Origin of the sequence: Mycolicibacterium austroafricanum (assembly GCF_902705885.1) — a bacterium.
GTDB lineage: Bacteria > Actinomycetota > Actinomycetes > Mycobacteriales > Mycobacteriaceae > Mycobacterium > Mycobacterium vanbaalenii_A.
This window is the reverse complement of record NZ_CACSIP010000001.1, coordinates 203,460-223,796: the sequence shown is the minus strand read 5'-3', so window position 1 is coordinate 223,796 and position 20,337 is coordinate 203,460. Positions and strand designations below refer to the sequence as shown.

19 protein-coding genes are annotated in these 20,337 nt (G+C 67.1%); 11 read left to right on the top strand and 8 right to left on the bottom strand.

The features are described 5' to 3' along the window. Position 1: 1 nt before the first annotated feature. Positions 2-1,690 carry a 3-oxosteroid 1-dehydrogenase gene (kstD, locus tag BEMPMBAN_RS01145; RefSeq protein WP_159228586.1) on the bottom strand — a complete coding sequence of 563 codons (1,689 nt, stop codon included), beginning with the start codon at positions 1,688-1,690 and terminating at the stop codon, positions 2-4. 73 nt (positions 1,691-1,763) lie between these two features. Between kstD and BEMPMBAN_RS01140 the strand changes: the two genes are divergently transcribed. From BEMPMBAN_RS01140 to BEMPMBAN_RS01120, 5 genes are all read left to right on the top strand, one after another. Beyond that, positions 1,764-2,549: a 2-keto-4-pentenoate hydratase gene (locus tag BEMPMBAN_RS01140; protein ID WP_159228585.1), complete on the top strand. Its 786-nt coding sequence runs from the start codon at positions 1,764-1,766 to the stop codon at positions 2,547-2,549. A 72-nt stretch (positions 2,550-2,621) separates the two neighbouring features. Then, the gene (locus BEMPMBAN_RS01135) at positions 2,622-3,554 is read left to right on the top strand and encodes an acetaldehyde dehydrogenase (acetylating) (protein WP_159228584.1); all 933 of its coding nucleotides are present in this window, start codon (positions 2,622-2,624) and stop codon (positions 3,552-3,554) included. Then, entirely contained in the window at positions 3,551-4,600 is a 1,050-nt protein-coding gene (gene dmpG, locus BEMPMBAN_RS01130) for a 4-hydroxy-2-oxovalerate aldolase (RefSeq protein WP_159228583.1), read from the top strand. The genes BEMPMBAN_RS01135 and dmpG overlap by 4 nt, the downstream gene beginning before the upstream one ends. Before the next feature lie 160 nt (positions 4,601-4,760). Further along, on the top strand, positions 4,761-5,246 hold the full coding sequence (locus tag BEMPMBAN_RS01125) for a hemophore-related protein (protein WP_159228582.1): 486 nt from the start codon (positions 4,761-4,763) through the stop codon (positions 5,244-5,246). 131 nt (positions 5,247-5,377) lie between these two features. After that, positions 5,378-7,474, top strand: coding sequence for a RecQ family ATP-dependent DNA helicase (locus tag BEMPMBAN_RS01120; RefSeq protein WP_159228581.1), 2,097 nt, complete (start codon positions 5,378-5,380; stop codon positions 7,472-7,474). On the opposite strand, the gene BEMPMBAN_RS01115 is transcribed toward BEMPMBAN_RS01120, so the two are convergent. Beyond that, on the bottom strand, positions 7,471-8,391 hold the full coding sequence (locus BEMPMBAN_RS01115) for an IclR family transcriptional regulator (RefSeq protein ID WP_159228580.1): 921 nt from the start codon (positions 8,389-8,391) through the stop codon (positions 7,471-7,473). The genes BEMPMBAN_RS01120 and BEMPMBAN_RS01115 overlap by 4 nt on opposite strands. A 108-nt stretch (positions 8,392-8,499) precedes the next feature. Here BEMPMBAN_RS01115 and BEMPMBAN_RS01110 point away from each other — a divergent pair, with 108 nt between their 5' ends. From BEMPMBAN_RS01110 to BEMPMBAN_RS01095, 4 genes are read left to right on the top strand one after another with little or no spacing between them, the layout of a single operon-like run. Further along, positions 8,500-9,627, top strand: a complete 1,128-nt coding sequence (locus BEMPMBAN_RS01110) for a hypothetical protein (protein ID WP_159228803.1) — start codon at positions 8,500-8,502, stop codon at positions 9,625-9,627. A 3-nt stretch (positions 9,628-9,630) separates the two neighbouring features. After that, the gene (locus tag BEMPMBAN_RS01105) at positions 9,631-10,413 is read left to right on the top strand and encodes an SDR family oxidoreductase (RefSeq protein WP_159228579.1); all 783 of its coding nucleotides are present in this window, start codon (positions 9,631-9,633) and stop codon (positions 10,411-10,413) included. Continuing rightward, positions 10,410-11,564: a sulfotransferase family protein gene (locus BEMPMBAN_RS01100; RefSeq protein WP_159228578.1), complete on the top strand. Its 1,155-nt coding sequence runs from the start codon at positions 10,410-10,412 to the stop codon at positions 11,562-11,564. The genes BEMPMBAN_RS01105 and BEMPMBAN_RS01100 overlap by 4 nt, the downstream gene beginning before the upstream one ends. Before the next feature lie 10 nt (positions 11,565-11,574). Continuing rightward, positions 11,575-12,333: an SDR family oxidoreductase gene (locus BEMPMBAN_RS01095; protein WP_159228577.1), complete on the top strand. Its 759-nt coding sequence runs from the start codon at positions 11,575-11,577 to the stop codon at positions 12,331-12,333. A gap of 5 nt (positions 12,334-12,338) precedes the next feature. On the opposite strand, the gene BEMPMBAN_RS01090 is transcribed toward BEMPMBAN_RS01095, so the two are convergent. Both BEMPMBAN_RS01090 and BEMPMBAN_RS01085 read right to left on the bottom strand, forming a co-directional pair. After that, positions 12,339-12,809 carry a hypothetical protein gene (locus tag BEMPMBAN_RS01090; protein ID WP_159228576.1) on the bottom strand — a complete coding sequence of 157 codons (471 nt, stop codon included), beginning with the start codon at positions 12,807-12,809 and terminating at the stop codon, positions 12,339-12,341. Position 12,810: 1 nt separating this feature from the next. Further along, positions 12,811-14,001, bottom strand: a complete 1,191-nt coding sequence (locus BEMPMBAN_RS01085) for a 3-ketosteroid-9-alpha-monooxygenase, oxygenase component (protein WP_159228575.1) — start codon at positions 13,999-14,001, stop codon at positions 12,811-12,813. Between the two features lie 206 nt (positions 14,002-14,207). Between BEMPMBAN_RS01085 and BEMPMBAN_RS01080 the strand changes: the two genes are divergently transcribed. Both BEMPMBAN_RS01080 and BEMPMBAN_RS01075 read left to right on the top strand, forming a co-directional pair. After that, positions 14,208-15,467: an MFS transporter gene (locus BEMPMBAN_RS01080; protein ID WP_425294910.1), complete on the top strand. Its 1,260-nt coding sequence runs from the start codon at positions 14,208-14,210 to the stop codon at positions 15,465-15,467. Positions 15,468-15,471: 4 nt separating this feature from the next. Then, on the top strand, positions 15,472-16,056 hold the full coding sequence (locus BEMPMBAN_RS01075) for a TetR/AcrR family transcriptional regulator (RefSeq protein WP_159228574.1): 585 nt from the start codon (positions 15,472-15,474) through the stop codon (positions 16,054-16,056). A gap of 76 nt (positions 16,057-16,132) precedes the next feature. Here the strand turns inward: BEMPMBAN_RS01075 and BEMPMBAN_RS01070 are convergent, their stop codons facing one another. The 4 genes from BEMPMBAN_RS01070 to BEMPMBAN_RS01055 are packed head-to-tail and all read right to left on the bottom strand — an operon-like array spanning position 16,133 to position 20,285. Next, complete coding sequence (locus tag BEMPMBAN_RS01070) at positions 16,133-17,014, bottom strand: TIGR03619 family F420-dependent LLM class oxidoreductase (RefSeq protein WP_159228801.1); 882 nt, start codon at positions 17,012-17,014, stop codon at positions 16,133-16,135. A 5-nt stretch (positions 17,015-17,019) separates the two neighbouring features. Beyond that, the gene (locus BEMPMBAN_RS01065) at positions 17,020-18,198 is read right to left on the bottom strand and encodes a thiolase family protein (RefSeq protein WP_159228573.1); all 1,179 of its coding nucleotides are present in this window, start codon (positions 18,196-18,198) and stop codon (positions 17,020-17,022) included. After that, entirely contained in the window at positions 18,198-19,271 is a 1,074-nt protein-coding gene (locus BEMPMBAN_RS01060) for a thiolase family protein (protein WP_200845825.1), read from the bottom strand. The genes BEMPMBAN_RS01065 and BEMPMBAN_RS01060 overlap by 1 nt, the downstream gene beginning before the upstream one ends. 12 nt (positions 19,272-19,283) lie before the next feature. After that, entirely contained in the window at positions 19,284-20,285 is a 1,002-nt protein-coding gene (locus BEMPMBAN_RS01055; protein WP_200845824.1) for a Zn-ribbon domain-containing OB-fold protein, read from the bottom strand. Between the last annotated feature and the right edge of the window lie 52 nt (positions 20,286-20,337).

Below are 20,337 nucleotides of genomic sequence, written 5' to 3'. Positions count from 1 at the left end.
CTCACTCCTTCCCGGCTGAGGCCAGATGCAGGGCCGCGAGATATCCGAACGTCATCGCCGGGCCGATGGTGCCGCCGGGACCGGGGTAGGTGTGGCCCATCACCGGGGCACTGACGTTGCCCGCCGCGTAGAGGCCTTCGATCACCGAACCGTCGTCGCGCAACGCACGACCGTGCACGTCGGTGACGACGCCCCCTTTGGTGCCCAGGTCGCCGGGGACCATCTTGGCTGCGTAGAACGGCCCGTGATCGATCTCGCCGAGGTTGGGGTTCGGCTTGTTGGTGGGGTCGCCGTAGTAACGGTCGTAGGCGCTCTCGCCGCGGTGGAAGTCATCGTCGACCCCCGAGCGCGCGAAACCGTTGAACCGTTCGATCGTCTCCGTGAAGGCGCCGGCGGGCACGCCCGTCTTCGCCGCCAACTCCTCGAGGGTCGGGGCGGAGACGATCACGCCCGACTCCAACCACTTCTTCGGGATGCGCTGTCCGGGCTGCAGACCGGCGAAGATGTAGCGGTCGCGGTAGCGCTGGTCGAACACCAGCCAGGCCGGGATGTTCTCGCCCGGCCCCGGGCCCTGCCCGTACTCGCCGCCGTACATGTGGTGGCAGGCCTCGACGTAGGGCATCGACTCGTTCATGAACCGCTTGCCCGACATGTTGACGATGATCGATCCGGGCGAGTTGCGCTCGGACAGTGCGAACCACGGCGCGTCGACCAGCGGCACCGTCGGGCCCCACCAGGCGTCCTCCATGACGTCCAGCGCGGCACCGAGCTTCTCGGCGGCCAGGATCCCGTCACCGGTGTTGGCCTTCGCGCCGACCGTCCACTCGGTGGTGATCGGCGCGCGCTGGTACTTCACCCTCATCTGCTCGTTGTGCTCGAACCCTCCGCTGCCCAGGATCACCCCGCGGCGGACGCGGATCAACTGCGGCTCAGCGCTTTCCGGTCCGGTGGTGTCCCGTACGTAGACGCCGCGGACGACCCCGTCCTCGACATAGAGGTCGGTCAACGCGGTGTTCAGCAGGACCGGGACGCCGGCCTTCTGGAGGCCGATTCGCAGCGGGGCGATCAGTGCACGCCCCATGCCGACGAGGTTCTTCCCGGTGACCTTGCCCCACGTCGCGCGCACGCCGACCTTCAGGCTGCGCAGCACTCCGCGGGGGTGGCGCTTGAGCTGATTGAGCCGGACGTAGTCCTGCTGCAGCACGACCATGTTCATCGGCACCTTGCCGTACGGCGGCTCCAGGCCGGGCAGATCAGCGCCGAGCTTGTTGGCATTGAACGGCCTGGGCTCCACCGACCGGCCCGATGCCTTGCCGCCCGGGGTCTCGGGGTAGTAGTCGGAGTAGTTCGGCACCCAGCACAGCTTGAGCGGCGAGTGCTTCAACACGAACGACAGCATCTCCGGACCACGGTCCAGATATGTGTCGATCTTCTCCGCCGGAACCACGTTGCCGATGATCGAATGCAGGTAGGTCCGGGCTGCCTCGGCACTGTCGCGGACCCCGTCACGCTTGAGGATCTCGTTGTTCGGGATCCATACGCCGCCACCCGACCGCGCAGTGGAACCGCCATAGTGCGGGGCCTTCTCGACGACTACTGTTGAGAGACCCTGGTGGGCGGCTGTGAGGGCGGCAACCATACCCGCGGCGCCGCTGCCGACCACGACGACGTCATACTCCTGCTCCGTCATGTAGAACACGTTATAGAATTGCCCGGCCGACCCACAACTGTGCCGGTCGACGAAACGAGGGGACTTCACCTAGATGCTCAGTTCGGAGGTGCGTGAGCAACTTGCTGCTGACCTGGCCCAGGCGGAACGGGGTCGGGTTCCGATCTCTCCGCTCACTGATCGGAATGTGGACATCGATGTGGTGGATGCCTACGAGATCCAGCTGATCAACATCCGTCAGCGAGTCGCCGACGGTGCCCGGATCGTCGGGCACAAGGTCGGGCTGTCGTCGGAGGCCATGCAGAAGATGATGAACGTCGACGAGCCCGACTACGGGCATCTGCTCGACGACATGCAGGTCTTCGAAGAGGTCCCGGTCCGCTCGGACCGTTACCTGTATCCGCGGGTGGAGGTCGAGGTGGGGTTCGTGCTCGCCGACGATCTACCCGGGGCGGGGTGCACTGAGGACGACGTGCTGGCGGCGACGGCGGCGTTCGCGCCGGCCATCGAGCTGATCGACACCCGCATCACGAACTGGCAGATCAAGCTGTGCGACACGATCGCTGATAATGCGTCGTCGGCGGGGTGGGTGCTCGGTGAGGCGCGGGTGTCGCCGAAGGACATCGATATCAAGAGCATCGACGCGGTGCTGACCAACAACGGTGAGGTCGTCGCGCAGGGGCGCAGTGATGCGGTGTTGGGGAATCCGGTCACGGCGGTCGCGTGGTTGGCGCGCAAGGTGGAGGGTTTCGGGGTCCGGCTCAAAGCCGGTGACATCGTGCTTCCTGGGTCGTGCACCCGTGCGATAGATGCACCTGCGGGCAGCCACTTCGTCGCCGACTTCAGCGGGTTAGGTTCAGTGCAACTGAGTTTCGAATGACAGGGTTTCGAATGACTGGGTTTCGAATGACTGGGTTTCGAATGACTGGGTTTCGAGTGACAGGGAGAATCCATGCCTGACAAGGCATCCGTGGCGATCGTGGGGTCGGGCAACATCAGCACCGATCTGTTGTACAAGTTGCTGCGCTCGCAGTGGTTGGAGCCGCGGTGGATGATCGGGATCGACCCCGATAGCGAGGGTCTGGCCCGGGCGCGCAAGCTCGGCCTGGAGACCTCGCACGAGGGTGTGGACTGGTTGCTGGCGCGCGAGGAAAAGCCGGATCTGGTGTTCGAGGCCACCAGCGCGTACGTGCACCGGGATGCGGCGCCGCGCTACGCCGAAGCCGGTATCCGGGCGATCGATCTGACCCCGGCGGCGGTCGGGCCCGGGGTGATCCCGCCGGCGAACCTGCGGGAGCATCTGGATGCGCCGAACGTGAACATGGTGACCTGTGGCGGTCAGGCGACCATCCCGATGGTGTACGCGGTGTGTCGCGCGGTCGCCGAGCAGGGGGGAACGGTGCCGTATGCGGAGATCGTGGCGTCGGTGTCCTCGGCGTCGGCCGGTCCGGGGACCCGGGCCAACATCGACGAGTTCACCAAGACCACCAGCGCCGGTGTGCAGACCATCGGGGGGGCGGCGCGCGGCAAGGCGATCATCATCTTGAATCCGGCCGATCCGCCGATGATCATGCGCGACACCATTTTCTGCGCGATCCCCGAGGACGCCGACCAGGACGCGATCACCGCGTCGATCAAAGACGTGGTGGCCCAGGTGCAGACCTATGTGCCGGGTTACCGGCTGCTCAACGAGCCGCAATTCGACCCGCCGTCGGTGAACTCGGGCGGTCAGGCTGTGGTGACGACGTTCGTGGAAGTCGAAGGTGCCGGTGACTATCTACCGCCGTATGCGGGGAACCTGGACATCATGACCGCGGCAGCGACGAAGGTCGGCGAGGAGATCGCCAAAGAGGTGCTCGCGGCCACGACAGGAGGGCACGCATGAGTACTGAGGAGATCTATTTCGATCCGATGTGGGACATCCGGATGACCGACACGTCGCTGCGTGACGGCAGTCATCACAAGCGCCACCAGTTCACTTCTGAGGAGGTGGGCGCGATCGTCGCTGCGCTCGATACCGCCGGGGTGCCGGTCATCGAGGTGACCCATGGTGACGGGTTGGGTGGTTCGAGTTTCAACTACGGGTTTTCCAAGACCCCGGAACAGGAGTTGATCAAGCTCGCGGCGCAGACGGCCCGCAACGCCAAGATCGCGTTCTTGATGCTGCCCGGGGTGGGCACCAAGGAGGACATCAAAGAGGCGCAGAACAACGGCGGGTCGATCTGCCGGATCGCCACCCACTGCACCGAGGCTGATGTGTCGATCCAGCATTTCGGTCTGGCCCGTGAGCTCGGTCTGGAGACCGTGGGGTTTCTGATGATGAGTCACACCATCGCGCCGGACAAGCTCGCCAAGCAGGCGCGGATCATGGCCGATGCCGGGTGTCAGTGTGTGTATGTGGTCGATTCGGCGGGGGCGTTGGTGCTCGAGGGTGTCGCCGATCGGGTGTCGGCGCTGGTGGCCGAGCTCGGTGACGATGCCCAGGTGGGCTTTCACGGTCACGAGAACCTCGGTTTGGGGGTGGCCAACTCGATCGAGGCGGTGCGCGCCGGGGCCAAGCAGATCGACGGGTCGTGTCGGCGGTTCGGCGCCGGGGCGGGAAACGCGCCGGTCGAGGCGTTGATCGGGGTGTTCGACAAGATCGGTGTGAAGACCGGGATCGATTTCTTCGAGATCGCCGATGCCGCCGAGGAGGTGGTGGCCCCGGCCATGCCGGCCGAATGCCTGTTGGATCGCAACGCGCTGATCATGGGCTATTCCGGGGTGTACTCCAGCTTCCTCAAACACGCCATCCGCCAATCCGAGCGTTACGGCGTACCCGCCCACCAACTCCTGCACCGCGCCGGGCAGCGCAAACTCATCGGCGGCCAGGAAGACCAACTCATCGACATCGCACTCGAGATCAAACGCGAAATGGACGCCCCGGCGTAGATATTTCTCAGATCACTCCTCGATGGGTCTGGCCTGCGGCGACGCCGTTCGGGCCGGGCCGGTGGAGCGCGCCGGGTGTTTGGCGGGCACGTCGATCGGCTAGGCCTCGGGGTGCGACCGAATGGTCGCGTGCTCGACCGATTGACGAGGAGTGATTTCCATGAACACCTCCGCTACCACCGTGCGCCGCGGTCTGTTCGGCGTGTTCGCCGGCGGATTGCTCGCCTTCGGCTCGGCGGCCATCGTCGCGCCGGTCGCCAATGCCCAGCCTGCTCCAGGCCCGGACTGCTCCGCGGCCGGCGTCGCGGGCACCGTCAGCACCGCTACCGCCTCAGAGGGCGCGTACCTGACGGCCAATCCGCAGACCAACGAGGCCCTGTCGACCATCACGTCGCAGGCCCAGCCCGAGGCCCAGGAAGCCTTCCAGACGTTCTTCGCCGAGAACCCCGAGGTCGAGGAGCAGTTGACGGAGATCTACCAGCCGGTCAGCGCCATCAACAGCCAGTGCAATGTCCAGGTGACACCGACACCGGTGGCCCAGGCCGTCTGGGGCGGCATGGACACATCTGCCACCTCGGCGGAGACCCCGGCTACGCCGGCACCGGCAGAGACCCCAGCACCCGCGGAGACGCCGGAAACCCCGTGATCGACTGAGATCACGCGCAGCTGAAGACCGCTTGCCGCGCCCGCGCTCCGGCGCAGGCGCGGCAAGCGCGTTCTGGTGCCTCGGCGGGCCCGGCCGAGCAGGCTGTCGCACCCGCCGGGCACGATGGGGCCATGGCGACACGAGCCGAGGCCCAGACGATTCTCGAACAGCTGGCGGGCCCGGACGCCCGGCTGCGTGACGACCAATGGACGGCGATCGAAGCGTTGGTGGTGCAGCGTCGCCGGGCGCTCGTCGTGCAGCGGACCGGCTGGGGAAAATCAGCGGTGTACTTCATCGCCGCGAAGCTGCTGCGCGCCGAGGGCCGCGGGGCCACGGTCATCGTGTCGCCGCTGCTGGCGCTGATGCGCAACCAGGTGGCCGCGGCCGAACGGGCGGGTGTCAACGCCGCCACCATCAACTCGAGCAACATCGCCGACTGGTCGGAGATCCACGACCGGGTTCGGGGCGGCGAGCTCGACGTGCTGCTGGTCAGCCCGGAACGACTGAACAACCCCGATTTTCGTGATCAGGTACTGCCCGCACTGGCCCGCGACGCCGGGCTCGTGGTCGTCGACGAGGCGCACTGCGTGTCGGATTGGGGACACGACTTCCGGCCCGATTACCGACGCATCCGCACGCTGATCGCAGAACTCGGCGCCGACGTCCCGGTCCTGGCGACCACAGCCACTGCGAACGACCGTGTGGTCACCGATGTCGCCACTCAACTGGGCGTCGGCTCCGGCGCGGGTAATGACACGCTGGTGTTGCGCGGCGGGCTGGACCGGGAGTCGCTCCGGTTGTCGGTGGTGCAGGCGGGCGGCCCTGCGCAGCGGGCGGCTTGGCTTGCCGCGCATATCGATTCACTTCCGGGTTCCGGCATCGTGTACACGCTGACCGTCGCCCAGGCGCACGACATCGCAGCACTGTTGCGTGAGCAGGGGCATGAGGTCGCGTCCTACACCGGCTCCACCGAGGCGGCCGAACGTGAGCAACTCGAGGCGGATCTGCTCGCCAACCGGGTCAAGGCGCTTGTCGCGACCTCGGCGCTGGGGATGGGCTTCGACAAGCCTGATCTCGGGTTCGTCGTGCACCTGGGTGCGCCCTCCTCGCCGATCGCCTACTACCAGCAGGTCGGCCGTGCGGGCCGGTCGACGGCGAGCGCCGAGGTGATCCTGCTGCCCGGCCGCGAGGACCAGGACGTCTGGCGTTACTTCGCCTCGGTGGCCTTTCCGTCAGAAGTCATGGTGCGCAAAGTGATCGGCGAGTTGGATCGGGAGCGCCCGCTGTCGACGCCGGCACTGGAACCACTGGTGGACCTCGGACGGTCCCGGTTGGAGATGGTGCTCAAGGTGCTCGATGTGGACGGTGCGGTGCGGCGCGTGAAGGGCGGCTGGGTCGGTACCGGTGCAGCCTGGGAATACGACGAACCCCGCTACCGCAATCTGGACGAGGCCCGCAAGCGTGAGCAGCAGGCGATGCTCGACTACCAGAGCACCGCGGAATGCCGGATGGCGTTTCTGCGCCGCCAACTCGACGATCCCGAACTCGGCGCCGAGGAGCGGTGCGGGCGGTGTGACAACTGCACGGGTATCCGGCCGGCGGTTGATGTCGACGCGACCGCGGCGGAGGACACCCGGCAGCGCCTGATGCGTCCGGGAGTGGAACTCACCCCCCGCAAGCAGTGGCCGTCGGGGCTGGGCAAACTCGGCGTGGAGCTCAGCGGGCGGATCACCGACGGCCCTGCGCCGGGGCGGGCGATCGGCCGGCTGACCGATCTGGGTTGGGGCGCCCGACTGCGCAAGCTGCTCGACGACGCCGATGCCGAGGCGTCCGACGACATCGTGCAAGCGGCGGTAAAAGTACTGGCGTCGTGGGACTGGGCGGCCAGGCCTACGGCGGTGATGGGTTTGGACTCCGACTCCCATCCGCTGTTGATCTCGTCGCTGGCTCGCAAGCTCGCCGAGTTGGGGCGGCTGATCGACCTCGGCACGCTGCGCTACGCGCCGGGACGTCGGCCGGTGACCGCGGCCAACTCGGCCTACCGCGTCGCGGCACTGGAGCGTGCGTGGTCGCCACCTGAGCCGGACCCGATCGAGGCGGCCGGCGGGCCGGTGTTGCTGGTGGATGACATGACCGACTCCGGGTGGACGCTGACCATGGCGTCGCGCGTGGTGCGCGCCGCGGGAGCCCCCGCGGTGCTTCCCTTCGCGCTGGCGGCCACCAGCTAGCGGTCCGGTTTCGAGCCGCCGAGTTGGGCCGTCACCTCGTCTGCTGTCGCCACCAGCGACCGGGCGCGTTCGGTGATCTCGTTGTCCGTCAACGGCTCTCCGATGTGCATCGACGCGACCATGATCTGCCGCTGATGATGGTCGAACACCGGCGCCGAGATCACGCTGATATCGGAGCGGGCATTGCGGCGCCCGGTCTTGTTCTCCCGCAAGTACACCCGCTCACCGATGTCGGACACCAGTTCACCCAGCAGGGCTCGCAGTTCGTCGGGCAGGGTGCTGGACATCCCGGCCATCAGTGAGTACAGGCGCCGCCCGCCGGGGGTCTGGCGTTCGACCAGATGGCCGGCGGTCCGGCATTCGGCGATCACCCGGTCCAGGCGTGCGGTGTCGGTGCGCAGCGGGATCGTGGGTTCCTTCGCCAGCCAGTCGCGCAGTGCCTCGTCGTCCCAGAGCACGAACATCAGCCCCACCGGCGGCGCGAACGGATAGCTCTGGCCCACCTGCACACCGGCATCGGCGCCGGGCGGCCCGACGAGTTCGAGCAGGGTGATCCGGTCGTCGATGACCGCGGACAGCGCCGCGGTGGTGCCGTACATCGTCGACAACCGGCGCAGTTCGGTGCGCGCCGAGGGGTTGACCCGCATGGACTCCTGGGCGGTGTGGCCGAGCGCGATCAGCCTGGGCCCGATCCGATACGTCTTGTCCCGGGCGTCACGAACGAGGTAGCGGGCGTCGCTCAGGGTGGTGACGATCCCCAGGCACGTCGGCTTGCTCATCCCGAGCCGGCGGGCCAGCTCCGACAGACCGAATCCGTCGTGCGGGTGCTCGGCGAGAAAATCCAGGACGGCGACGACGCGCTCGGTCGGGGGTGAGGCTCGACCGGCCCGCGCCGACGATTCCTGTGACTCCCGCATGCCCCCGCCCGTTGACTCGAATTAGAACGCGTTCTAGTGTCAGGTCGGAAACTCTACCAGTCCGGTCCAATATTGGAACGGCCTGGAAAGTGAGAGGTTGTCACCGTGATGTACTCCCAGCCGTTGGCCGACGCCATCGCCGAAGCCGAACAACTCGTCGCCGCCGCCCCGTTCATCGAGACCGAGGCCGACCTGCTCGAGGGGTTGCAGTACCTCGCGGGGTGCATCGCGGCCTGCACCCACGTGGCCTTCGACTACGACCGCGACCACCCGTTCCTGCACAGCGGCACCGGGCCGTTCACCAAGATGGGCCTGGACAATCCCGACACCATGTACTTCGGCACCCGCGTCCAACCCGGCCACGAGTACGTCGTCACCGGCCGGCGCGGCACCACCACCGACGTGAGCTTCCAACTGCTCGGCGGCGATTACACCGACGACAACGTGCCCGACAGTGAGACGGCGTTCGACGACCGCAAACTCGACATCGCTTCCGACGGCAGTTTCGAATGGCGCTTCACCCCGCCCGGGCCGTCGCAGTTGGTGATCCGCGAGGTGTACAACGACTGGTCGGCCCAGCGCGGGACCTTCGCGATCGCGAGGACCGACACGGCGGGCACGGCGCCACCACCGTTGACCAAGGAACTCATCGAGAAGCGCTACGCCGTCGCGGGCAAGCAGTTGGTGCAGCGTGTCAAGACCTGGCTGCAGTTTCCGCAGTGGTTCTACAACGACAGCCCCGCCAACACGATGGTCGCGCCCCGGCTGACGCCGGGTGGGCTGGCCACCCAGTACTCGTCGGCCGGACAGTTCGAGTTGACCGAGGACCAGGCGCTGATCATCACGCTGCCGGTCACCGACGCCCCGTATCTGGGCTTCCAGCTGGGGAGCCTGTGGTACATCTCGCTGGACTACATCAATCACCAGACGTCGCTGAACGGCACTCAGGCGCAGGCAGATCCGGACGGCAAGATCCGGATCGTGGTGTCGGACAAGAACCCGGGCGTCACGAACTGGGTGGAGACGCTGGGGCACCGCAAGGGATTCCTCCAGTTCCGCTGGCAGCGGGTCTCCCGGGAGCTGACCGAGGCCGACGGCCCGACCGTGGACCTCGTCGACTTCGACGACGTGGCCGCCGCGCTGCCGCACTATGACAGCAACAAGATCACCGAGGAAGATTGGCGGGCGCGGATCGCGCTGCGTCAGAAGCAAATTGGCGAGAGAATGGTGGGCTGACAGATGGCCGGACTTCTGGAAGACAAGGTCGTCGTCATCAGCGGCGTCGGACCCGCGCTGGGCACGACGCTCGCGCGACGATGCGCCGAGGAGGGCGCCGATCTGGTGCTGGCGGCGCGCACGGTCGAGCGACTCGAGGATGTTGCCAAGCAGATCACCGACCTCGGCCGGCGCGCGTTGTCGGTCGGTACCGACATCACCGACGAGGCGCAGGTGGGCAATCTGGTCGAGGAGTCGATGAAGGCCTACGGCCGGGTCGATGTGTTGATCAACAACGCGTTCCGGGTGCCGTCGATGAAGCCGCTGGCCAACACCACGTTCGACCACATGCGCGATGCCATCGAGCTGACGGTGTTCGGCGCGCTGCGGATGATCCAGGGCTTCACCCCGGCGCTGGCCGCTTCCAACGGCTCTGTGGTGAACGTGAACTCGATGGTGGTGCGGCATTCGCAGGCCAAGTACGGCGCGTACAAGATGGCCAAGTCGGCATTGCTGGCGATGTCGCAGTCGCTGGCCACCGAGTTGGGGGAGCAGGGCATCCGGGTGAATTCGATTCTGCCCGGGTATATCTGGGGCGGCACCCTGGAGAGTTACTTCAACCATCAGGCCGGTAAGTACGGCACCACCGTCGACGAGATCTACAAGGCCACCGCGGCGGCGTCTGATCTCAAGCGGCTGCCCACCGAGGCGGAGGTCGCGGCGGCCATCCTGTTCATGGCCAGCGATCTGTCGAGCGGGATCACCGGGCAGGCACTGGACGTGAACTGCGGGGAGTACAAGGCGTGAGCGAAACCAATGCCCGGACCAACGTGGGCACCGTCGAGGACCTGCATGCCTCGGCCACGAAGGCCTGCGGGCTCGACGACTTCGGCAGTGACGACGACAACTACCGCGAGGCTCTCGGCGTGCTGCTCGAGGCGTTTCAGCGTGAGGCCGATCTGACCGAGTTCGGCAGCAAGATGCAGCGGTTCTTCGTCCGCAACGCGCTGGTGGCCCGACTGGTCTCCGAGGCGGCCTTCAAGCAGTACCCGGAGCACGCCGACGTCCCGATCGAGCGGCCGATCTTCGTCACCGGGCTGCCGCGCACCGGCACCACGGCGATCCACCGGCTGCTGGCCGCCGATCCGCGGCACCAGGGTCTGGAACTGTGGCTCGCGGAGTTCCCACAACCGCGCCCGCCGCGCGAGACCTGGTCGCAGAACCCGGTTTTCCAGCAGATCGACGCCCAGTTCACCAAGGCGCACGAGGAGAACCCGGACTACACCGGGCTGCACTTCATGACCGCCGACGAGGTGGAGGAGTGCTGGCAGTTACTGCGTCAGTCCCTGCACTCGGTCTCCTACGAGACGCTGGCGCATGTGCCGACGTACTCGCAGTGGCTGGCCCGGCAGGACTGGACCAAGTCCTATCAGCGTCACCGCAAGAATCTGCAACTGATCGGGCTCAACGACCGCGAGAAGCGCTGGGTGCTGAAGAACCCCAGTCATCTGTTCGCGCTGGACGCGTTGCTCGCCACCTATCCGGACGCACTGGTGGTGCAGTGCCACCGACCGGCCGAGACGATCATGGCCTCGATGTGCTCGCTGGCCCAGCACACCACCGAGGGATGGTCGAACACTTTCGTCGGGGACGTCATCGGCGCTGACTCGATGGAGACCTGGTCACGCGGCCTGCGGTTGTTCAATGCCGAACGGGCCAAACACGATCCAGCGCAGTTCTACGATCTGGACTACTTCGCGCTGATCAAAGACCCGATAGCCGCGGTGGAGGGCGTGTACGCGCACTTCGGCATCGAGATGACCGACGCCGCCCGGCAGGCCATGGCGGCCACTCATGCCGAGAGCAGGCAGGGGCCGCGTGCGCCGAAGCACACGTATTCGCTGGCTGACTACGGTCTGACCGACGAACAGGTCAAGGAGCGCTTCACCGGGCTCTAGAGTGCGGCACATGTCTGATTCGCTTTTTGATCTGACCGGCCGCACCGCGGTCGTCACGGGTGCCTCACGGGGGATCGGCCAGGCGATTGCCGCCGGTCTGCTGCGTGCGGGGGCCGACGTCGTCACCCTCCAGCGTGCAGAGCCGGGTCCGGAGCTGCACGCTGTCGCTGCGCAGCGCGGGCGACGGTTGTCCCACCAGGGTATCGACCTCGCATCGGAGGAATCGATCACCGAGGCGGTCACCTCCGTGCTGGACGCCGGCAGGGTCGACATCCTCGTCAACAACGCCGGAACCCAGATCCGCCACGACGCCGTCGAGTTTCCGCTCGCGGATTTCGACACCATGCTCGCCGTCAATCTTCGATCGGTGTTCCAACTGTGCCAGGGTTTCGGTGCACCAATGCTCCGGCGCGGCGAGGGAAAGATCATCAACCTGGCGTCACTGTTGAGCTTCCAGGGCGGCTACCGGGTGCCGGCATACGCGGCCGCCAAAGGTGCGGTGGCCCAACTGACCAAGGCGCTGTGCAACGAGTGGGCCGCTCACGGGGTCAACGTCAACGCCGTCGCGCCGGGCTATGTGAGCACCGACATGAACGAAGCGCTGATCGCGGACAGCGCCCGCAACGAGGCGATCTCGGTGCGAATACCCGCCGGCCGGTGGGCGACACCCGACGACATGGCCGGTGCCGTGCTGTTCCTCGCGTCCCGGGCGTCGGACTACGTACACGGTGCGGTGATCCCCGTCGACGGGGGCTGGCTGGCGCGGTAGGCGGTTCAGCCGTCGCCGGGGGACGGGGCGGTGGACACCTCGTCGAGACATCCCTCGGCAACAGCGTGCTTGATGCTGTCGGCCAGGCGCGGGCAGGTTCGCGCCCGCGCCGGATCACCGCCGGACTCGCGGATCTCGGCGAAGTACGCGCACCGCTGTGACGCCTGCGTGTTCCACTGCACCGCTGTGTGCTGCGGGCCCAGCTTCTTGACCGAGACGGACACGTGGCAGAAGCGGCAGTCGATGGGCACCAGGCCGGACGTCAGATACCGCTCCCGGTCCCGCGCGGTGCTCTCGCGCACTGCGGCGGCCCGCTCCGGATCAGACGCGAAATCCGGTGCCTTGCGCCATGATCCGCTGTTGTTGGCATCGCCACCGGATCCATGCTCGTGATCGTCGTCGTCATGGCCGCCGTGGAGCAGCAGCATCGACCGGGCCAGCCGATCGACGTCCGGTGGTCGTCGGTCCGAGGTCATGTCATGACACCTGAGGGGAGTGCTCCGCGTCTTGTGTGTCCCCGGACGCCTCGGACTCGGCCTGACGCCTGAGGTTCTCCTCGACCTCGACATGCCACTTCTCGTTGGCCGCCGTGGTGTCGACCTCCATCTCGAACCGGTCGGTCATCTCCGGTGTCACGTCCGCTGCGTCCACATAGAACTGCTGGTACCAACGGCGCATCTGGTAAACCGCGCCGTCCTCCTCGACCAACAGCGGATTGTCGATGCGGGTCTTGTGCTTCCAGATCTCCACGTCCTGCAGGAAACCCTTGCTGACACCGTCGGTGAACACCCGCGCCAGCTTGTCCGAGGTCTTCTCGTCCACGCCCTTGGGCTTCTCCACCATGACACCCCACTGCAGCATGAACGAGTCCTGGGTGACCGGGTAGTGGCAGTTGATCAGAATGGATTCCGCTTTGTAGCCGCCGTAGTTGTTGTGCAGCCAGTTGATCATGAACGACGGCCCGAAGTACGAGGCCTCCGAGTCCAGGTGTGCCTCACCGTAGGTGGTGCCCATGTCGGTGATGTCCGGACGACCGACGTTGTGCAGGTACTGGCTGGCGATGTGGCCTTCGAACACGTTCTTGAAGTACGTCGGCAGCCCGTAGTGGATGTAGAAGAAGTGCGCCATGTCGGTGACGTTGTCGATGATCTCGCGGCAGTTGGAGCCCTCGATGAGCATCGAGTTCCAGCGCCAGTCGGTCCACTGATCGTCGGTGAACTCGGGAATCTCCGGGATGCGGACCTCGGGCTGCGGGGGGTTGCCCTCGTGGTCGTGCCACACGAACAGCAGCCCACCCCGCACGTCGGTGTGCCAGGCTCGGGTGCGTGCCAGCCGCGGCGTCCGCTTGGCGTACGGCACCAGCTTGCACTTGCCGTCGCCACCCCAGCGCCAGTCGTGGAACGGGCATGCCACCTCGTCGCCCTTGATGGTGCCCTGGGACAGGTTCCCGCCCATGTGGCGGCAGTAACCGTCCAGGACCTTGAGCTCGCCCTGCGAGTCGGCGAAGACGACGAGCATGGTGCCGAAGATCTCGACGCCATGCGGCTTGCCGTCGCGGTAATCCGCGACCGGGCCGAGGCAGTGCCAGCCCCTGGCGAACCGGTCGGGCAGCGCGCCGGTGTCGATCTCGCGGATACCCGCGCTTCCCGCGGATGTATCAGTACTCACGGTGGGCCTCCCGCTTGTATGTGTCTCGAATTAGAACACGTTACAGTTTTTCTACTCATCAGCGCAATCCAATGACGGTTTACCTGCGATAAGTGTCGCGAACACCACTGCCTTTAGGGGTGAGTACCCGTTCGTCGGCTCGCTGCTACCCGAGTTGCCGGGACCTATATAGTGGACAGAGTGTTCAGTAATAATAGGGACCGGCCGTGACGGCTCTGGTCTCCCAGCAGCCGCTCGAGGTCCCAGGGCTGCGCCCGTCCCGGGGGTGGCTCACGGTGGCCGCGGCGACCTGCGCGATCGCCTGGGGCGGCAACGAGTTCACGCCGCTGCTGGTGATGTACCGGTCGCATGGTGGATTCTCGGCGTTGACCGTCGACCTGTTGCTGTTCGCCTATGTGCTCGGCATCGTCCCCGCGCTGCTCATCGGTGGGCCGCTGTCGGACCGTTACGGCCGTCGGCCGCTGATGCTGCCCGCCCCGGTGCTGGCAGCGCTGGGCTCGATGATCCTGGCCGTAGGAGCAGATTCTGCGCTGATGCTGGCCCTGGGCCGGGTGTTCAGCGGAATCGCGCTCGGGCTGGCGATGGCGGTGGGCGGCGCCTGGATCAAGGAACTATCCGGTCCGCCGTGGGAGGAGGACGGGCGTTCCGGTGCCCGGCGTGCCGCGATGAGCCTGACAGCGGGTTTCGGCCTGGGCGCCGGGGTGGCCGGGACGCTGGCCCAGTGGGCGCCGGCGCCGACGGTGCTGTCCTACGCGGTCAACATCGTGCTCGCGGTGGCCGCCGCCGCGCTGCTCACCGCCGCACCCGAAACCCGCACCCCCCGCCGGAACGGTATTCCAGCAGCGCCTCACTCGATTTTTACCGTCTGGAATGCAATTCCGGCGCAGGTTCGTCACCGCCGTTTCCTGCTCGTGGTGGTGCCGGTTGCCCCGTGGGTGTTCGGCGCCGGCGCCTCGGCCTACGCTGTGCTGCCAGCGCTGATGACGGACCGCGCGGCCGCGGCGCCGATCGCGTTCTCGGCGCTGATGTGCGTGGTCACGCTAGGCGTGGGCTTCGCGGTCCAGCACCTGGGACGCAGGCTGGGCAGCGGTGGCCGTCGCGGCGTGGTGATCGCCCTGGGGCTGTTGGTCCTCGGCATGGCGACCGCCGCCTGGGCGGCTGCGGTGCTGACGATCTGGGCCGCGCTGGCCGCGGCCGCGGTGCTCGGCGCCGGGTACGGGATGGCGCTGCTGGCGGGGCTGCAGGAGATCCAGCGCATCGCGGGTCCCGACGATCTGGCCGGGCTGACGGCGATCTTCTACGGGCTCAGCTATCTCGGCTTCGCGGTGCCCGCGGCGTTGGCGTTCCTGTCCCAGCGGTGGGCGGCGCTGACCTACCCCGCGATGTTCGGCTTCGGCGCGTTGGCCGCGGCCGCGTGCCTTGTCGTCGTGGCCCTGGGAGCGAAGCGGCAGCGCGCAATAGGCTGAGCGGATGGGCTCTGCTCAACGCCGCGGCCGTCCGCGCAGTGAGGCCGTGCGCGGTGCAGTGCTCGAAGCCGCGGCTGCGCTCGCCCTCGACGGTGGACCCGCCGCGGCGACGGTCGAGGCCATCGCCCGGCGCGCCGAGGTGAGCCGCACGACGATCTACAAGTGGTGGCCCTCGGCGGCGGCGATCGTGTTGGAGGGTCTGCTCGACTCGGTGCGCGATTCGATCACCCGTCCGCCGGGCAGCACGGCGGTGCAGGCGGTCACTCACCACGTCAGTGCGCTCAACTCGATCCTGGCCGACCCTGCCGTCGGTCCGCTGCTGCGCAATGTGATCGCCGCGTCGCCCTCCGACCCCGCCATCGAACGGGCGCTGCTCGACCAGTGGATCAGCCCGCGGCGCGCGGCCGTCGCGGTGACCCTGCGGGAGGCCGTCGACGGCGGCGAGCTGCCCCCAGACACGAACGTGGAGGTGGCGGTTGACGCGCTGGTGTCGCCGCCGTACTACCGGCTGATGTTCGGGATGGCACCGCTCGACGAGGAAGCGGTCACCGCGCTGGTCCGGATGGTGTGGCACGGCTGCCACCCCTAGCGCCGGAACGGTATTCCAGCAGCGCTTTCCCGAGAAACCACCTGCTGGAATACAGTTCCGGCGACGAGGGGGCCGGCTAGGTGTTCTGCCAGCCGGAATGGATGTAGGTGTCGGCGAACCGCTTGAGGGAATCCTTCTTCTGCTCGATCGGCGCGTCGAAGCCCAAGCCGTCGAAGACCCACGGGATCACGATGTTGTCGGTGACACCGGCCTCGGCCAGCTCGCGGTGGCCGTCGACCCCGAACTTGTCGATGCACACCGCCTGGAACTCGAAGGGCTGGTCGGCGCGGCCGTACTCGGCGCGCAGCGTGTTCAGCTTGGTGATGGTCTCGGCGAGCTGCTCACCGGTCATCATCGCGCTGGTCCAGCCGTCCCCGACGCGCGCCGCGCGTTTGAGTGCGACGTCGGTGTGCCCACCGACGTAGAACGGGACCGGGCGACTCGGCGCCGGACTCATCTGCAACCGGTCGAAGTCGTAGAACTCGCCGTGGAATTCGACCATGCCGCCGCCGAGGACCAGCTTGATCACCTCGATCATCTCGTCGACCCGCTTGCCACGTTTGGCGTAGGGCACCCCGCACCACTCGAACTCCTCGGGCGCCCAGCCGATCCCGACCCCGAATCCGAATCGGTCACCCGTGAGGTTCGCCACCGAACCGACCTGCCGGGCCAGTAGCAACGGGTTACGGGAACCGAGCTTCATCACGTTGGTGTAGAAGCGCAGCGTGGACGTCACCGCCCCCATCGCGCCCGCGGCGATGAGCGGGTCCACCCACGGGGTGTCCTCGTTCCACATCCGGGAGCCGTCAGGGGTGTACGGATAGTCGGCGGCCTGTTTCTCCATGTAGAACAGCGAATCCGGAAGCGCGATCGAGTCGAACCCGACTTCCTCTGCGGTCCTGGCGATCTCGACGAGCTGATCCACCGGCCCCATGGCGACGCTGCAGGTGTACTGCATCCGTGTCACGGCTTGACTGGCTTCTCAGCGCCGACTACCCACATCGAGAAGTACTGCGCACCACCGCCATAGGCGTGGCCGAGGGCCTTGCGTGCCCCTTCGACCTGGTGCTCGCCGCCCTTGCCCATCACCTGGATGGCCGCCTCGGCGAAGCGGATCATGCCCGACGCGCCGATCGGATTCGACGACAGCACCCCGCCCGACGGGTTGAACGGGATCCGGCCGTCCATCGCGGTCTCCCCGGCCTCGGTGAGCTTCCATCCCTCACCTTCCGGCGCGAAGCCCAGGCTCTCCAGCCACATCGGCTCGTACCAGGAGAACGGTACGTAAACCTCTGCGACGTCGATCTCGTCGATGGGGCTGGTGATCCCGGCCGCCTTCCACAGGGCGGCCGCGGCATCACGACTCGCCTGCGGGTTGACCTGGTCGCGCCCGGCGTACGCGAGCGGTTCGGTGCGCAGCGCGGTGGCGTGGATCCAGGCGACCGGATGGCCTTCCGCGACACGCGCATCGGCGCTGGCCTCGTCTCCGATGACCATCGCCGCGGCGCCGTCGGAGGACGGACAGGTCTCGTCGTAGCGGATCGGATCCCACAGCATCGGCGACTCCATCACCTTCTCCAGCGTGATGTCGGGCTGATGCAGATGGGCGAGCGGATTCCTGGTCCCGTTGAGCCGGTCCTTGACCGCGACCATCGCCCCGATGTGGGTCGGTGCGCCGGACCGCCGGATGTAGGCGCGGATATGAGGCGCGAAGTAGCCACCGGCGCCTGCGCCGACAGGCTTGGTGAACGGCACCGGGATGCTCAGTGCCCACATGGCATTGGACTCGGACTGCTTCTCCCACGCCATCGTGAGCACCCGCCGGTACTTGCCCGCCTGCACCAGGCTCGCGGCCACGATCGCCGTCGAGCCGCCGACCGAGCCCGCCGTGTGCACCCGGATCAGCGGCTTGTTCGTCGCACCCGTGGCGTCGGCCATGAACAACTCGGGCATCATCACGCCCTCGAAGAAGTCCGGTGCCTTGCCCACCACAACCGCGTCGATGTCGGCCATGGTGACCCCCGCGTCGGCCAGCGCGCGGTCGATCGCCTCGCGTACCAGGCCGTTCATCGAGACGTCCTTGCGCTTGGCGACGTACTTGGTCTGACCGGTGCCGAGGACGGCTGCAAGCTTCTTGGTCATTACTTTCCGTCCCTTCCGTCGAGAACCGCGACCAGATTCTGTTGCAGCGCAGGCCCGCTCGTCGCATGGGCCAGCACCCGGGAGGCGTTGCCCTCGAATATGTGGCGAGCCGCGAACCCGATGCGCTCCAGCCCCGCCGAGAACATCGGGTTGGCGGCCAGCGCGCCGCCGGACGGGTTGATCTTCGTCGATCCGTTGAGGCCGATCGCCTCTTTGAGGATCAGCTGCTGGTGGCTGAACGGGGCGTAGAGCTCGGCGATCTCGATGGATCCGGCGTCCCCACCGGTGGCCGCGTGCGCCGAGGCCGCGGTCGACGGCGACGTGGTCAGATCCCGAGCGCCCAGCACGGGCGTCTCGATGCGGTGCTCGATCCCGGCGATCCACGCGGGACGTTCCCGCAGTTCGCGGGCACGGTCCCCGGAGGCCAGCACGATCGCCGATGCACCGTCGGTGATCGGGGCGATGTCGTGGCGGCGAAGCGGATCCGCGAAGTAGGGACGCTCCAGGAGTTCCTCGACGCTGTTGGCGGGCTCCACCGAGTCGGTCCGCGGTGCGGCCGCCATCGCCTCGAGCGCCACCTGGGCCATCTCCTCGGCGGTCCACTTGCCCGAGTCCAGCCCGAACCGTGCCTGCAGACCGGCCATGCTGACCGAATCAGGCCACAGCGGGCCGACGGTGTACGGGTCGGTCTGCAACGCGAGCACCCGGCGCAGGACGCCCGCCGACGACTTCCCGAAGCCGTAGACCAGCGCGGTGTCGACCTCACCGGTGAGCAACTTGATGTAGGCCTCGTACAGTGCCCAGGCCGCGTCCATCTCCACGTGCGACTCGTTGATCGGCGGCACCGCGCCGATCGAGTCGATGGCAGAGATGAACGAGAACGCCCGGCCGGCAAGGTAATCCGAGGACCCGGAGCACCAGAACCCGATATCGGTCTGTTTGAGACCGAGGTCGGCGTAGATCTCGGCGAAACACGGCATCAGCATCTCGACGCCGTTGGTGGTCCCTTCGGTGCGACGCACGTGGGGTGCGTGGGCGAAGCCGACCACGGCAACTGAATTCTCTGAGGTCATGGGGAGCCGCCTTTACAAGTGCTGCTTGTAGGTGTCGTAGTCGGCGTCGGGTTCGCCTGTGGGCCGGAAGTAGTCGATGTTGTCGATGCCCAGGCCCCACTCCTCGCGGGGTTTCCACACGGCCTTGACCCGCATGCCCATCCGCACGTCGGCCGGGTCGATCTCCGTGACCAGATGCAGGAACGGGATGTCGGCGCCGTCGAGCAGCACGTAGGCCGCGACGTAGGGCGGCTTGATGCGTTGACCGGCGAACGGGATGTTGATGATCGCGAACGTCGTCACCGTGCCCACATCAGGCAGTTCGAGGTAGTTGTCGAGCTCGAGGCCGGTGGCCGGATTCGCCTCCCGCGGCGGGAAGTAGACCTTGCCCGTTTCGCCGGTGCGGGCACCGAGAAGCTTGCCCTGCTCCAGGGCGCGCAGGAACGTGCTTTCGGGAAGCGATGCGGTGTGCTGGATCTCGATGCTGCTCGGCGACACCTGGATGGTCACCGGATCCACGCCCTCGGCGGGAGGCGGCACCTCTTCCGGCTGATCACCCAACGCGAAGTGCGCGATGTCGGTGATCGCGCCGACGGTCTCGTCCGCCCAGTGCGCGTGCACCCGGGCGCCGGTGCTGATCGCCTCAGAGGATGCGGCAGCTCCCACATCGACGGCGTGCAGCATCGGGGTGTCGGCGCCGTCGAGCTTGATCAGCGCCCACGCGAACGGACGCTGCAGCGGTTGACCCTCGAGCGGCTCGGGCTGCCACGTCCACGACAGCACCGTGCCGACGCTGGCCACCGGTACCACCTCGGTCAGGGCCTCGTAGGTGACGGGGTCATACTCAGCGGGCGGAACGAGCACCCGCCCATCGGACCCGCGCACCCCGACGATGCGACGCTCTCGGAGGGCGGTGAAGAACTCACCGAGGAGTGGTCCTACTGAACGGGTGTAGTCGAAGGACAGCTTCAACGGCGCCGAAAGTGGCGGCTCATGGGGATCGATCTGCACCGGGCTGCTTTGGCTGGCGGTCACGGCATCGAGTAGAACAGGTTCTAAGAATGGATTCAAGGACAGGTCTGAAGGG

What these genes read in the sequence shown, in the direction of transcription:
- BEMPMBAN_RS01095 (WP_159228577.1), top strand. Translation starts at nt 11,575, where the DNA reads ATGTCTGATTCGCTTTTTGATCTGACCGGCCGCACCGCGGTCGTCACG.
- BEMPMBAN_RS01110 (WP_159228803.1), top strand. Translation starts at nt 8,500, where the DNA reads ATGTACTCCCAGCCGTTGGCCGACGCCATCGCCGAAGCCGAACAACTC.
- BEMPMBAN_RS01115 (WP_159228580.1), bottom strand. Translation starts at nt 8,391, where the DNA reads ATGCGGGAGTCACAGGAATCGTCGGCGCGGGCCGGTCGAGCCTCACCC.
- BEMPMBAN_RS01135 (WP_159228584.1), top strand. Translation starts at nt 2,622, where the DNA reads ATGCCTGACAAGGCATCCGTGGCGATCGTGGGGTCGGGCAACATCAGC.
- BEMPMBAN_RS01125 (WP_159228582.1), top strand. Translation starts at nt 4,761, where the DNA reads ATGAACACCTCCGCTACCACCGTGCGCCGCGGTCTGTTCGGCGTGTTC.
- dmpG (WP_159228583.1), top strand. Translation starts at nt 3,551, where the DNA reads ATGAGTACTGAGGAGATCTATTTCGATCCGATGTGGGACATCCGGATG.
- BEMPMBAN_RS01065 (WP_159228573.1), bottom strand. Translation starts at nt 18,198, where the DNA reads ATGACCAAGAAGCTTGCAGCCGTCCTCGGCACCGGTCAGACCAAGTAC.
- BEMPMBAN_RS01140 (WP_159228585.1), top strand. Translation starts at nt 1,764, where the DNA reads ATGCTCAGTTCGGAGGTGCGTGAGCAACTTGCTGCTGACCTGGCCCAG.
- BEMPMBAN_RS01075 (WP_159228574.1), top strand. Translation starts at nt 15,472, where the DNA reads ATGGGCTCTGCTCAACGCCGCGGCCGTCCGCGCAGTGAGGCCGTGCGC.
- BEMPMBAN_RS01120 (WP_159228581.1), top strand. Translation starts at nt 5,378, where the DNA reads ATGGCGACACGAGCCGAGGCCCAGACGATTCTCGAACAGCTGGCGGGC.
- BEMPMBAN_RS01090 (WP_159228576.1), bottom strand. Translation starts at nt 12,809, where the DNA reads ATGACCTCGGACCGACGACCACCGGACGTCGATCGGCTGGCCCGGTCG.
- BEMPMBAN_RS01060 (WP_200845825.1), bottom strand. Translation starts at nt 19,271, where the DNA reads ATGACCTCAGAGAATTCAGTTGCCGTGGTCGGCTTCGCCCACGCACCC.
- kstD (WP_159228586.1), bottom strand. Translation starts at nt 1,690, where the DNA reads ATGACGGAGCAGGAGTATGACGTCGTCGTGGTCGGCAGCGGCGCCGCG.
- BEMPMBAN_RS01105 (WP_159228579.1), top strand. Translation starts at nt 9,631, where the DNA reads ATGGCCGGACTTCTGGAAGACAAGGTCGTCGTCATCAGCGGCGTCGGA.
- BEMPMBAN_RS01070 (WP_159228801.1), bottom strand. Translation starts at nt 17,014, where the DNA reads ATGCAGTACACCTGCAGCGTCGCCATGGGGCCGGTGGATCAGCTCGTC.